Source organism: Pseudomonas sp. 22085 (assembly GCF_052045815.1).
In the GTDB taxonomy this organism is placed as follows: domain Bacteria; phylum Pseudomonadota; class Gammaproteobacteria; order Pseudomonadales; family Pseudomonadaceae; genus Aquipseudomonas; species Aquipseudomonas glycinae.
On record NZ_JBQEQA010000013.1, the window covers coordinates 50,563 to 63,183 of the forward strand.

Annotated in this window: 11 protein-coding genes; 3 read left to right on the forward strand and 8 right to left on the reverse strand. The window is 62.5% G+C overall.

Going from position 1 to position 12,621, the window contains the following annotated elements:
• Positions 1 to 12: 12 nt before the first annotated feature.
• Positions 13 to 486 carry an Lrp/AsnC family transcriptional regulator gene (locus tag ACTJK7_RS17225; RefSeq protein WP_007954205.1) on the reverse strand — a complete coding sequence of 158 codons (474 nt, stop codon included), beginning with the start codon at positions 484 to 486 and terminating at the stop codon, positions 13 to 15.
• Positions 487 to 629: 143 nt separating this feature from the next.
• Between ACTJK7_RS17225 and ACTJK7_RS17230 the strand changes: the two genes are divergently transcribed.
• Complete coding sequence (locus tag ACTJK7_RS17230) at positions 630 to 1,259, forward strand: LysE family translocator (RefSeq protein WP_085653920.1); 630 nt, start codon at positions 630 to 632, stop codon at positions 1,257 to 1,259.
• On the opposite strand, the gene ACTJK7_RS17235 is transcribed toward ACTJK7_RS17230, so the two are convergent.
• From ACTJK7_RS17235 to ACTJK7_RS17265, 7 genes are read right to left on the reverse strand one after another with little or no spacing between them, the layout of a single operon-like run.
• Positions 1,256 to 3,394, reverse strand: a complete 2,139-nt coding sequence (locus ACTJK7_RS17235; RefSeq protein ID WP_085653919.1) for a hypothetical protein — start codon at positions 3,392 to 3,394, stop codon at positions 1,256 to 1,258. The two genes, ACTJK7_RS17230 and ACTJK7_RS17235, sit on opposite strands and share 4 nt — an antisense overlap.
• Positions 3,381 to 4,574 (reverse strand): DUF3142 domain-containing protein, encoded by a 1,194-nt coding sequence (locus ACTJK7_RS17240; protein ID WP_085653918.1) that lies wholly within the window; start codon positions 4,572 to 4,574, stop codon positions 3,381 to 3,383. The genes ACTJK7_RS17235 and ACTJK7_RS17240 overlap by 14 nt, the downstream gene beginning before the upstream one ends.
• A gap of 48 nt (positions 4,575 to 4,622) precedes the next feature.
• Positions 4,623 to 5,441: a class I SAM-dependent methyltransferase gene (locus ACTJK7_RS17245; RefSeq protein ID WP_085612457.1), complete on the reverse strand. Its 819-nt coding sequence runs from the start codon at positions 5,439 to 5,441 to the stop codon at positions 4,623 to 4,625.
• On the reverse strand, positions 5,435 to 6,589 hold the full coding sequence (locus ACTJK7_RS17250; protein ID WP_085653917.1) for an acyltransferase family protein: 1,155 nt from the start codon (positions 6,587 to 6,589) through the stop codon (positions 5,435 to 5,437). The genes ACTJK7_RS17245 and ACTJK7_RS17250 overlap by 7 nt, the downstream gene beginning before the upstream one ends.
• Positions 6,586 to 7,470 carry a class I SAM-dependent methyltransferase gene (locus ACTJK7_RS17255; RefSeq protein ID WP_085653916.1) on the reverse strand — a complete coding sequence of 295 codons (885 nt, stop codon included), beginning with the start codon at positions 7,468 to 7,470 and terminating at the stop codon, positions 6,586 to 6,588. The genes ACTJK7_RS17250 and ACTJK7_RS17255 overlap by 4 nt, the downstream gene beginning before the upstream one ends.
• Entirely contained in the window at positions 7,467 to 8,771 is a 1,305-nt protein-coding gene (locus ACTJK7_RS17260; RefSeq protein WP_085653915.1) for a glycosyltransferase, read from the reverse strand. Before ACTJK7_RS17260 ends, ACTJK7_RS17255 begins: the two co-directional genes overlap by 4 nt.
• Positions 8,765 to 10,312, reverse strand: a complete 1,548-nt coding sequence (locus ACTJK7_RS17265; RefSeq protein WP_440779368.1) for a glycosyltransferase — start codon at positions 10,310 to 10,312, stop codon at positions 8,765 to 8,767. Before ACTJK7_RS17265 ends, ACTJK7_RS17260 begins: the two co-directional genes overlap by 7 nt.
• Positions 10,313 to 10,738: 426 nt before the next feature.
• Between ACTJK7_RS17265 and ACTJK7_RS17270 the strand changes: the two genes are divergently transcribed.
• Both ACTJK7_RS17270 and gmd read left to right on the forward strand, forming a co-directional pair.
• Positions 10,739 to 11,653 (forward strand): GDP-mannose 4,6-dehydratase, encoded by a 915-nt coding sequence (locus ACTJK7_RS17270; RefSeq protein ID WP_440779366.1) that lies wholly within the window; start codon positions 10,739 to 10,741, stop codon positions 11,651 to 11,653.
• A complete protein-coding gene (gene gmd, locus ACTJK7_RS17275) occupies positions 11,650 to 12,621 on the forward strand; it encodes a GDP-mannose 4,6-dehydratase (protein ID WP_440779364.1) in 972 nt (323 codons plus the stop codon). Before ACTJK7_RS17270 ends, gmd begins: the two co-directional genes overlap by 4 nt.

Below are 12,621 nucleotides of genomic sequence, written 5' to 3' on the forward strand. Positions count from 1 at the left end.
ATGCGGGAAGTATCAGGACGGCAGATGCCCCAGCGGCAACGCGCCGGGCGTCTTCACCGTGTGGATCGCAAAATTGCTGCGGATATCGCTCACCCCCGGCAGCTTCAACAGGCACCCGGTGAGAAAGCGGTCATAGGCGCGCAGATCCGGCACCACCACTTGCAGCAGAAAGTCCGATTCCCCGGACACCAGAAACGCGGAAATAACCTCCGGCAATGCCGTCACCGCCCGGTGGAATGCCTCGGCCTGTTCGTCGTTGTGCCGCTCGACCTTGACCCCGACAAACACCGTCAGCCCCAACCCCACTTCATCACGATCCAGATTGGCCTGATAACCGCGAATCACCCCGGCCTCCTCCAGCATCCGCACCCGGCGCAGGCACGGCGATGCCGACAGACCGATTTCGTCAGCCAGCTGCACATTGCTCAGGCGCCCGTCCCGTTGCAGCGCGGCGAGAATCTTGCGATCAAAGGCATCCAGTTTCATGGCTGGCAGATCCTGATGGCTTAGGCGGTGAAGGAGCGCAGATTATGCCAATTCAGAGGCCTTTAGAAGCTGACTACGCAACCACCTGCCCTGCCCTTCGGCTCTAAACTGAGGCGACCGAATCGACGACGAAGGGGTGCGACATGGCTAGTCTCTGGCTGTTTTTCCTGGCGCTGGCAGTGGTCTTTCTGTTGCCCGGCCCGGACATGATCCTGCTGTTGCAGACCGGCGCCCGCCAGGGTCGCGGCGTAGCGCTGGCCACGGCGGTGGGCCTGGCCGTTGCCCGAGGCTGTCATGTAGCGCTCGCGGCATTGGGGCTGGCGGCGCTGTTCAAGGCGGCGCCGTGGACGTTCGATGCCGTGCGAATCGCCGGGGCGGCGTATTTGCTGTGGATTGGTATTCAATGCCTGCGCACTACGTTGCTGCCGGATCTGAACGCCGGCACCCTCACGGACAGTCATGCGCAGTGGTACGCCGCCATCCGTCGCGGCCTGTTGACCAACCTGCTCAACCCGAAAGCGTTGCTGTTCTGCTCGGTGTTGCTGCCGCAGTTCATCGTGGCAAATGGCGCACCGGTGCTGACGCAATTCGCCGCGCTTGGCGCGATGCTGGTGGGCGCCGGTCTGTTGTTCGACAGCGCCTACGCCCTGACCGGCGCCGCGCTGGGCCGCTGGCTGAAGCACAACCCGACGGCCCAACGGGTGCAACAGTGGCTGTTCGGCAGCCTGTTGATCGGCTTCGCCGTGCGCCTGACGTTTGTCCAGCAGGCTTAGGTTTTGCGAGCCTTGCGCTGGCGGCGGGTGATCAGCAAGAACGCCACAGCGGTGAGGGCCACGATCGCTCCGATCTGAACCGGCCACTTGTACGGCCGCAGTGTCGAACGCACCGAGTCGGTCACCTGAGTGACGTAGCGCTTGTCGGCACTTTCGAAGTCCGGATAAGGACACTGATGGCCGAAATCTACGGCCCACGGCACGTACGGCCCTTCGTCGACATAGCGTTTGTACAAGGCGCTCTGCTCTTCCAGGCTGCTGTTCCAGCCCGCCGCCGAGCACAACACGGCGGCGAACGCCTGACTGGTGTGCGGCAGATTATCCGCCGCCCGGCTGGCCAGCGCCGTGGCGACAAACCGATAGTGAAAACGCTCATCCGGCTGCGCTTCACTGGTCTTCTGACGCTGCACTTCGGCTTCGCTGACCAGCGGGCCGACTTTCAGCTCGGTATTTTCCAGGCTGTAGTTGCCGCCGAAGGTCGCGTAATCCGGAGCCATTTCATAGCCCAGGATGTCCATGCCCCACTCACGGGCCGTCCACGCGGCATTGAACAGCGCGCTGGCACGCTTGGTCGGCCACCAAGCCGAGTCGGCCTTGAGGCGTTGCTGGCCATAGAGCCGGGCCTTGTTCTGCAGATCAGCATTGTCGAAATAACCGACCGCTTCTTCGTAATGCCCCTCACGCAACAGGCGCCGACCCAGCAGATTGCGCAGGCTGGCGGCCACTGGCAGCGGCACGTAATTGTCGCGATCCTGCTGGCTCAGCGCGGGCGGTGCCGGGACGTTGGTATCGACATAGTTTTTCAGCTCATCGACCGTCAGCACTCGCTCGGCCACGGTCGCGGCGTCGAACCAGTAAATATGCTGGCTGCGATACAACTGGTCGAAGGCCTGCAGGTACTCGCCACGTTGCAGCGCAAGAATTGCGCTTTCACCTTCGACCCGGCATTTGGGCTGCACGGTTTCGAGATTCCAGTCGGCGGTGCGCCGCTCGCCCCAGGATTCGTCCTGCGGGAACGCTTGCGCAGCTTTCGCATAGGCCGCAGCTGCCGCGTTCCTGTCGCCATCGCGCACCGCCAGTTTTGCCCGCAGCCACCACGCCAGACCGCTGTCGCCCGCGTGTTCGAGGAACGCCTTGGCGCTGGCGTAATCGCCTTGCTGATAATTCATCGCCGCCAGGCGATCAGCGTTGTCGAGGCTGCCTCGGGTACTCGCTTGCAGCGCCTTGACCAGCTTCTTCTCGTTCGGCGGTTCATCGCCGAACGACCAGCCAATGCGGCTAATCAGCGAGGCGGTCACCAGTTGCTGCACGGCTTCGCGGCGCAGCAATTTCGCCAGCCGATCTTCGGGCTCCTCGGCCAGTTCGTTCATCAACTGCTTCAGCGAGGTGTAACCGACGTTCGAGCCATGCAGGTTCTGCGCGGCATACAGCTTGATGGCGTTGTTCCAGTCACCCGCCATGCGCAGCGCCCGCGCCTCTTCGCCAAGGCTGGCCACACCCAGTTCCAGCGGATCGCTGAAACCGTCGATGCTCAGTTGCCGCGTCTGGCGGAACGCGTCGATAGCGTTTTCCCAGGCTTCAAGCGCATCGCCCGCTTCGCTGCTCATGGCAAAGAACGCCCGGCCCAGAGAATAGGCAGCCCAGGTGCTGCGTAACGCCCGCTGATCGGCCGGCAGCGCCAGCAACTGACGGAAATACTCGACCGCCAGTTGATGGTCACCGGCGCCGAACGCCACCGCGCCCGCCACATACAGACGCAGTTCCGCCGGCAGGCTCGCGCCCTGCACGTCAACCTGATGCGCATCGGTCAGGCCGCGCAGTTGTTTGACCAGCGCTTGCTGTTCAGGGGTCAGGCCGATCTGCTCGGCCTTGTCGCGCACCTCGGCGGGATCTGGCGCCTCGGCGTAGATGTCATCCGGATTGTGGGTGGTGGCGGTAACGTTCTTCAGCCCGGCAATGGTTTTGCCGAGGCGACTGATCTCGAATCTGAAGTTGCCCTCCGGCAGTTCCGCCAGTGATTGCCCACGATCATCGAGCAGACGCATCGGAAAATCCGGGCCGCAGGCCAGCGCCGAGCCCAGCGGCAGGCTGAGGCTCAGGTAAAGCAGATGGCGGGGCCAGTTACGGGTCAACATGCGAACCTCCTTGATCAATATTTGCGCAGCGTGCCCAACCGATCGCCCGCTGCCCGCCCGCCGGCAGGCGGCCGTCGCGCAGGCGGGTGAAGGTAAGCAGATCCGCCGTCTGTTGCAACGCATAACCGGCGAGCGCGTCAGCCCCTTCGCAGCCCCGGGCCTTGAGGGTGATGCGGGCGGGCCAGGCGCTGTCGAGGTTACCGACATTACGCAGGGCGATGTCTTGCAGGCCATTCTGATTGGTGAACGTGAGGCCGAGCTGGCTGCTCAATGCATCGCCTCGGGCGACCGCACGCAGCGTGCTCAGGCTCCAGGCTCTGCGGTCGTTGGCCAACGGCAGGCGAAACCAGATCAGACCGGCCAGGTGCGCCGGGCGATCCTCGCGAAGTTCAATGGCCAGCCGGCCCAGTTGTTGCGGATCGGCGAGCAATTCGCGCCGCTGGCCACCGCGCTCGAGCGGCACTTCGCTTTCCACCACCGGGGCGCCATCGACATCCGGCAATAGCGCCACGCCATAAGCCGGCAGCGCCAGATAAAACGGTTTGTCGGTCACCCGCCCCCAGGCCTTGGCCCAGCGCCGCGCCTGCTCGGGATCGAACAGACCGCGACGCGGATCGCTGACGGCATGCACCTGCAACACACTGCTGTCGACGGTCGCCAGCAGCGCCGGCAACTGCGGGCTGTCGAGCCAGGCAGGTAACGCAGTGATGCTCAGGCGCAGATTGGCCGGCAATGCGTCGCGCAAGTGGGTGAGGAATTCGGTGTAAGCGGACAGTCGGGCACTGCCGGCGTCATGGTCGATCTCGACGCCACTCAGGGTCAGTCCCTGCCCTTGCCAGTCGGCTAGTACTTGAAGGATTTGCGCCGTAACCGCTTGCGGGTCGAGCGCCTTGAGCTGGCCGTCGAGGCGAATCACCGCGATCAACGGCCGGGCATCGCGTTTCAGCAACTCGGTATCGATGCGTGCCCGGCTCCATCCGGCATTCGGGAAAGCCTGCAACGCCAAGACCCGCAACGTCGAAAAGTCGCTGCGACTGTCGTTCAGCGCAGGTTCATGGGCCGGCGTCCATTGCCGTTGCCAGACGTAAAGCTGCTGGTCGAGCGGCACTGCGTCCTGTCGTTCACAAGCACACAGCAACAACACAGCCACCAGGGCTGACCACCCGATGATAAAGCGCATACCTTGCAGATCCCTGAGACATCAGGCTGCAAGGTTACACAAAAGCGCTCAGGGCTTGCGGGCAATGATGACCTGACTTTTCGCCACCACCGCATCCAGCGCCTGCTTGATCTGCGCGCCGCGCGGCGAGTCGAGCACCGCTTGCCAGGTATCGGCCCAATGGTTGAGCAGCGGATGATCCGGGTTGCTGAATTCGACCTTGGCTTCCCAGAACAGCATCATCCACATTGACCAGTAAAAGCCGTACTGGCTATGGCTGATGATCTCGAGTCCCGCCTCGCTGACCATCGCCTTGAACTGCTCTTCGCTGATGATGCGAATGTGGTTGGGCTTCTGGAAATACTCCGGCGCGGCAATGTCCTTTTGCAGGTCTTCGGAGCTGGGGTGCGGCACGCTCAGCAAATACAGCGCGCCCGACTGGCCGACACGTACCAGCTCGGCAAGGAACTGCGCCGGGTCGTCGACGTGCTCGATGACTTCCGTGGACACCACGCGAGTGGCCGTGCCATCGGCGATCGGCAGCGGATTACAGTCGGTCACATGGCATTCGACGCTGCGCGCCGGCGTATCGCTCAGGCGCTGGCGGGTCGCCTCGACCTTGGCGCCGTCGATGTCGGCAATGATGATCTTCGCCCCGCGCATGCCGCAGAAATGCACGTTGCCACCGTCGCCGCAGCCAACGTCGAGCAAGGTGTCATCGGCGGTCACCGGGAAGCCTTTGAACAGCTCACCGGTTTGCTGGTTGAACCAGCCGCTGAGCATCGCGTCGTGCAGGCCGAGCATGTAAGGGTCGACCTTGTCGGCGACCGGTGCGACAGCGTGTGCGGGGGCCGGAGCCGCCGTGAGTTTTTTCAAAAGGCTCAGCATGAGGTGGCTCCAGGGGACGAGACGACGGTTCGCGAGGTGCCGAGGCGTTTCACCAGCGTGGCGCCTCGATTGCGCATGGGCATTTCGATCAAGCGGTAATTGAGTTCGCTGAGCAGCACGATCAGGCCACCGGCAATCAGCAGCGTCACGATCGGATGCCCCGCCGGGCTCGGAAGATCGGCGCTCTGCAAACGAAAGGTCAGTTCCCGCACCAGTTGATAGGCCGGGATGTGGATCAGGTAAATGCCGTAGGAGCGGCTGCCGATCCAGGCCATCAGTCGTTGCAGCCTGCCGGCCGGCAGCAGGTAATTGCGGTCGTACGAAGCAATCCACACCAGAACGGCGCTGAGCACGGCGATAGACCCGATGCGGTAACCGGCAAAAGTGAAACGGTCGGTGGCCATGAAGCTCAGCAGCGCTGCGAGGCCGATCAGCGCCAACACTCCGGCCCATGGCCGACGCAGGAATACCGGCTGCCAACGGCAGTAACCCGGCTGCACGCTCCACATCGCCAACAGCACGCCCAACGCCAGCGCATCCGTGCGAATCACCATCAGCAGCGGCGTACGCACCGTGAACAACTGCACCGCCACCAGTGCCAGCAATGCCCACACCAGGTGCTTGCGGCACAGCAGGATCACTAGCGGGAACAGCAGGTAGAACTGCTCTTCCAGCGCCAGACTCCAGTAGACGAAACTGCTGCCGTATTCGTAATGAAAGAACGCATCGGCAAAGCGGAAGTTGGCGTACTGCAGCACCCCGGCCAACGTGGCCTGGACGTTGGCGGACCACGTGCCGAACGCCCCTGATCGATTGAGAAACACGCACGCCAGCAGCATCAGCGCCAGCCATAGCCAGGCCGAGGGCAACAGACGAAACGCCCGACGCAGCCAGAAATTGCGCGTCTGCTCCCAGTATTCCCGGCGGTTGCTGCAACCGCGCAGCGCCGGAATCAGGCTGCGGGCGATGACAAACCCCGAGATCGCAAAAAACAGGTCAACGCCCCACCATGGCTGCGCCCAGGCATGGATCCTTTCAAGCAGCGGCACCGGGTCGGTGAACAGGCTGCCCTGCAAGTGATGAAACAGCACGCCGAGTACCGCAATAGCACGCAGCACTTCGATGTCCATGATCCGCTTGCCGCTCATGACACTCGTCCTGCATCGAGCGGTTTGCGGGCGATGATTACCTGACTCTTGGGCATGAATCGGTCGAGTATCTGCTTGATCGCCAATCCGTCTGGCTGCGCCAGCAAGTCCTGCCAGGTTCTGGCCCAACTCTCCATCAACGGTGGATACGGCGCCTGGATCCGGTCGCGCACGGCCCCCCCGAGGTCACGCCCGGCAGCCCGTTCGCTGGCCCAGAAAAAAATCATGCCCATCACCCAGAAAAACCCCGTGGCCTGACGATGCTCGATCACCAGACCGGCATCCTCCACCAGTGCCGCGAAGCGCTCCGGGGTAAAGATCTGCACATGATTGGGTGACTGGTAATAACCCGCCGGGGCAATGCCCTGCTGCAAATGCTCACCCACCGGCGCCGGGACACTGAGCAGGTACAGCGCACCGGGACGACCCATGCGTACCAGCTCGGCCATGAACGGCTCGGGCTGATCGATGTGCTCCAGCACTTCCATGCACACAACCTTGCTCGCACAGCCATCGCTCAGTGGCAGTGGCAGGCTGTTGCTGACCAGGCCGAGACTGGCCTTGCGGCTCTGCGCCTCGACTTGTCGGGCGAGGTCGCGCACCTTGTCGTGTTCGCTGTCGGTGAAGATCACCGAGGCCCCCTGGCGCACGGCGAACAATGTCGCCACGCCCTCACCGCACCCCACGTCGAGCAGGGTGTCGTCCGCGTCAATGGCAAAGCCCTTGAGCAACTCGCCACTGTCGCCGTGAAACCAGCCGTCGAGCATGGCATCGTGCAGGCCGACGTCCCGCGGCGACACGCTGACGGACACAGGATCCGGCAGAGAGTCCGGCACCGATGGCGCAACCCGACGCAAACGCCTCAGCCATGCGCGGATCATGCGCCCGTGGCTTCCGTTGCAGCGATAGCGCGGAGCTCGTGCACTTGAGCGAGAAAATCGCGCAAACGCTGCTCGGCCACCGCCTGACTGCAGAACGCCTGGAGACTGGCAACGGCTTGCGCCGACATTTGCGCATAACGCCCGGGATCGTTCTTCGCCACCTCATAGCTGTCGCGATAAGCCACGCAGACCGATGCCCAGTTGGTCATGTAACGCAACGTGCGGAATGCCCTGCGCGGGTCGTGAGGCCAGGCCGTGAGTTCATCGGTGGACTCGACCAAAAAGGCGTTGTCGGTGCTCAGGTAATCGATCATCGCCGTGGTACGCGGCGCCACGGCCGGTTTGCCGCAGGACATGAATTCCATCAGCGGCAGGCACTGGCCCTCGCCGTAGGAAGTGTTGACCACGTAACGGGTGGCCTGCACCAGACGCTCGTAGTCGGCGTCCGCGAGGTAGCCGTAAATCAGCACGATGCGGCAGCGGTAGGTCTGGTTTTTATACAGGTGATGAAGAATGTCGCTGAGCGCTTCTTCGGCATCGTGATGCGTGAGCTTGAGTACCAGCGTCGCGTCTTCGACGTCGCGGAACGTCACGCAGAAGGCGCTGAGCATGTCTTCCCAGTTCTTGCGTCCGTCACCGGGATTGAACACCGACGTGTAGACGACACCGTCCAGCAGCAACTCCTGCTCGCGCACCGGTGCCTGGAAATCGATGCCCTTGCCACGGCGCAGGTGTTTCGGGCCGAACGCATTGAGATCGAGCTGACGACTGTCGGCGACCAGCCCTTTGATCGTCAGGCGCACCGGCCCTGTCGAGGGCTGCCCCTGAAGCTGCGCGCCCCGGGCTGCAAAGCGATCCCACACCGGCGCCGGCACCGCGACAATCGGGTAATCGGCGCCCATGGCCTCGCGCACGGCGTTGACCGTGTAGCTGGAATGGGTGATCGCCGCGCCGCAGGCCCGGAGCACCGTGCGCCAGTCATTGCGCGGCTCGTTGTCGAAGGGTTCATTGGGGATGGTGCTGAACTCCCAGGCGAACACCGGCAGCGTCGGGCACGCCAGGTGGATCGGCGTGCGGTGCGGCGGCGAGAACGACAGGAACACGCAGGGCTCGCCACGGGACAGGCACTCCAGGTACAGCGCATCGACTTCGCGCGCCGGATCGACGACTTCCACCACACGCCCAAGGCGTTCGAGCACCGGCCGGTATTCCTTGAGCACGAAGTAATAGCTGTACTCCGAACGACCGAGGTTCTGCGCAATGGTGTGCTGGTTGGTTTCCGAATGAATGATGATCAGCATGAGGCGTTGTCCGTCACGGGGGCGGCATCGACGGTCAGTGGCGCGAGGCCGAAAAAGTCCGCCATGCGCTGCTGCACTGGGGCAAACGCGCAGTAGTCGTGCATGCGCTCGACAGCAGCGGCAGACATCCGCGCGTACTCCTGCGGCTGCGCCTTGGCCATCCGGTAGCTGTTCTCATAGGCGCTTATGAGCGAAGACCAGTCCGGCCGATAGCGCAAAGTGCGGTAGATGATGCGGGTGTCCTGGGGCCAGATCGTCAGCTCTTCGCTGGATCGGACGACGAAGGCCACGGTGTCGTCGATGTAGTCTTCCATGGCCGTGTGATCCGGGGCGATCACCGGTTTGCCGCTGGACATGAATTCCATCAACGGCAGGCACAGGCCTTCGCAGCGTGAAGCGTTGACGTAAAAACTGGCGGCCTGGTAAAGCCGCGCGTATTGCGCATCGTCCAGATAACCGTGCATCACCAGCACCCGGCAGGCGAACGGTGTCAGTTGTGCGAGCAGGGTCATCAGTTCGCTGTAGTAGGACGCCAGATCGTTCTGGGTGATTTTCAGCACCAGCGTCGCGTCAGGCGTTTCGCGAAAGGCCCAGCAGAAAGCGGTAACCAGATGATGCCAGTTCTTGCGGCCGTCCCTGGGGTTGAACACGGTCACGTAGATCACGCCTTCCACCGTGACCTCGACCACCGAGGACGTGTCCGGCAGATCCAGCGGCGGTGGCTCGGCTACGGCCACCGCATGCGCTGCGGCAATGGCCGGCAGGCGTTTCTCGAGCCAGGCGTGTATGCGATCCGAGAGCAGATCCTGCACACCTTCCCAATACCAGTGATGCAGGAACTTCACCCGGTCTTCACCCGCCCCCAGCCACCACAGACGCAGATAATGGCGGGCAATCACCAGGCGGCGTTTGAACGTCAGCGGTGGTGGGCGTAGCGCCTCGATTTCGGCCAGTTGCTCGGCAGTCAGGGGCTTGGGCAACAGATCGTCGGCAGATAACGCCAGCGTGCGACTGTCGAAAATGCAGCCCTTGATGGCCAGGGTCGCGCCGGGATTGATCGGCGCACTGACATGTTGCTCACGAATGGCGGAGAAGTTTTCCCACAAGGGCGTCGGCAGCACGAGTACCGGAAAGTCCTCGCCCATGGCGCGGCGAATCGCGCGGGCGGTGTGGCTCGACAGCGTAATGACCCGTCCCTGTCGGGCGAGCATTTGCGTCCAGTCATGGCGCGGATCATCTTCCCATGACTCATCGGGGATCGAATCGAATTCCCAGGCAATCACGCAGATCGTCGGGCATTCAAGGTCGGTCGGGGTATTTTGTGGCGGCGTGAAGGACAGGAAAACGCTGCTTTCACCGGCGGCGAGCAGTTGCCGATAGAGTGGATCAACCTCGGCGCTGGTAGACACCACATGCACCCGCCCCAGGCTTTCCAGCACCGGGCGATAGGCCTTGAGCACGAAGTAGTAGCTGTATTCGGGACGCCCCAGACTCTGGCTGATGGAGCGGTCGTTGACGTCCGAGTAGAGAATGAAATTCATGGCATCCCACGGTGCAACCGCCATCCCGGCAGCTTCACGCTATGACGGCCGAGCGTCGGATCGAACCGGCATCAGCGCTGTTCGTCCTGCGTCATCGGGCACGTCTCTGTTCTTGTTTTAATGGTCGGTTTTACCCTGTCGCACGATCCTTGCGAAAAGCCGCCGGGGATCGCGACGAGGGGCATTCTAAACACATCCGTCGCGCCTTCGGGAACCGCCCGGCGAGAAAAACCCGACTACTCTGACGAGAACTGACCGGTCACGGTTTGGCCGGTTGAAATTGCTGCGCAATTGGCACAGATTGGCAGCCAAACAACTACAACAATGACTTCACCCTTTGTCTCGGCCGGATTTTCTCTCAGTCTGACGGACATTCCCTTAAAGCCTGTGGGAAGTGGTGAAAGTTAAAGACCAAGGGGTCGCTGTTTGAAAAAAAGTCTGTTCATCACGGGCCTGAGTGGGTTCGTAGGACAACACATCCAGTCACGTCTGGAAGGGGAAGACGCGTCGTGGCAACTGCTGCCTGTCGCCTCTGCCTATGACCTGACAAACCCGGACAGCCTCATTGACCTGTGGCCGCAACTGCCCGATGCGGTGATTCATCTGGCCGGCCAGACTTTTGTCCCTGAAGCGTTCCGCGATCCGGCACGTACCTTCGACATCAACCTGCTCGGCACCCTGAACCTGTTGCAGGCCCTCAAGGCCCGCGGCTTCAAGGGCACGTTTGTGTATGTCAGCTCGGGCGATGTCTACGGCCAGGTCGAAGAAACCGCACTGCCGATCACCGAGCAACAACCACCCTGCCCGCGCAATCCTTATGCAGTCAGCAAGCTGTCGGCCGAGTTTCTCAGTCTGCAATGGGGGTTGAGCGAAGGCTGGCCGGTGCTGGTGGCGCGCCCGTTCAATCACATCGGCACCGGGCAGAAAGAAAGCTTCGTCATCGCCAGCGCCGCACGGCAGATCAACCGCATCAGGCAAGGGCTGCAAGCGCCGCAACTGGAAGTCGGTGACATTGATGTCACCCGCGATTTCCTCGACGTCGGCGATGTGGTCTCGGCCTATTTCGCGCTGCTGGAAAAAGGCACGCCGGGACAGATCTACAACATTTGCTCGGGCCATGAGCAAAGCATCCGCAGCCTCATCGAACAGATGGCCGACCTGGCCCAGGTCAAGCTGCAACTGGTTCAGGATCCGGCACGCATGCGCCGCGCGGATCAGCGTCGCGTCTGCGGCAGCCACCAACGGCTGGCCCGGACCACAGGATGGACGCCGCAAATCACTACACAACAATCCCTGCGGGCGATCCTGTCCGACTGGGAGACGCGAGTACGACAAGAATGACAAAAAGTGCATTGATCACCGGGATCACCGGCCAGGACGGGGCGTATCTGGCCAAGCTGCTGCTCGACAAGGGTTACAAGGTTCACGGCCTTGTCGCACGGCGCAGCAGCGATTCACGCTGGCGCCTGCGGGAGATGGGCGTCGAAGCGGACATCGTCTACCTGGATGGCGACATGGCCGATGCCTGCTCGGTGCAGCGCGCGGTGATCAAGTCGGCGCCTGACGAGGTGTATAACCTGGCGGCCCAGAGCTTCGTTGCCGCCTCCTGGGACCAACCGGTAACCACCGGCATCGTCGATGGCCTGGGCGTGACTCACCTGCTCGAAGCGATCCGTCAGTTCAGCCCGCACACGCGTTTCTATCAGGCGTCCACCAGCGAAATGTTCGGTCTGATCCAGGCCGAGCAACAGGACGAGAACACCCCGTTCTACCCGCGCAGCCCGTACGGCGTGGCCAAACTCTATGGCCACTGGATCACCGTCAACTACCGCGAAAGCTTCAACCTGCACGCCAGCAGCGGCATTTTGTTCAATCATGAATCGCCCCTGCGCGGCATCGAATTCGTGACCCGCAAGGTCACCGATGCCGCCGCCCGGATCAAACACGGCAAACAGCAGGAGCTGGCCCTGGGCAACATCGATGCCAAGCGCGACTGGGGCTTTGCCGGTGACTACGTCGAGGCCATGTGGCTGATGCTGCAACAGGACAAGCCCGACGATTTCGTGGTCGCCACCGGCGTCACTACCACCGTGCGCGAGATGTGCCGCATCGCCTTCGATCACGTCGGCCTCAACTATCGGGATTACGTGAGGATCGACCCGGCGTTTTTCCGCCCTGCGGAAGTCGAAGTGCTGCTCGGCAATCCGGCCAAGGCCCAGCGCGTGCTGGGCTGGAAACCGAAAACCGACCTCGACACCCTGATCCGCATGATGATGGATGCGGACATGAAACGCGTCGCCAAGGAGTAG

Excerpts from the sequence above, each read along its gene's own strand:
- ACTJK7_RS17225 (WP_007954205.1), bottom strand. The coding sequence starts at position 486 with ATGAAACTGGATGCCTTTGATCGCAAGATTCTCGCCGCGCTGCAACGG.
- ACTJK7_RS17230 (WP_085653920.1), top strand. The coding sequence starts at position 630 with ATGGCTAGTCTCTGGCTGTTTTTCCTGGCGCTGGCAGTGGTCTTTCTG.
- ACTJK7_RS17235 (WP_085653919.1), bottom strand. The coding sequence starts at position 3,394 with ATGTTGACCCGTAACTGGCCCCGCCATCTGCTTTACCTGAGCCTCAGC.
- ACTJK7_RS17240 (WP_085653918.1), bottom strand. The coding sequence starts at position 4,574 with ATGCGCTTTATCATCGGGTGGTCAGCCCTGGTGGCTGTGTTGTTGCTG.
- ACTJK7_RS17245 (WP_085612457.1), bottom strand. The coding sequence starts at position 5,441 with ATGCTGAGCCTTTTGAAAAAACTCACGGCGGCTCCGGCCCCCGCACAC.
- ACTJK7_RS17250 (WP_085653917.1), bottom strand. The coding sequence starts at position 6,589 with ATGAGCGGCAAGCGGATCATGGACATCGAAGTGCTGCGTGCTATTGCG.
- ACTJK7_RS17255 (WP_085653916.1), bottom strand. The coding sequence starts at position 7,470 with ATGATCCGCGCATGGCTGAGGCGTTTGCGTCGGGTTGCGCCATCGGTG.
- ACTJK7_RS17260 (WP_085653915.1), bottom strand. The coding sequence starts at position 8,771 with ATGCTGATCATCATTCATTCGGAAACCAACCAGCACACCATTGCGCAG.
- ACTJK7_RS17265 (WP_440779368.1), bottom strand. The coding sequence starts at position 10,312 with ATGAATTTCATTCTCTACTCGGACGTCAACGACCGCTCCATCAGCCAG.
- gmd (WP_440779364.1), top strand. The coding sequence starts at position 11,650 with ATGACAAAAAGTGCATTGATCACCGGGATCACCGGCCAGGACGGGGCG.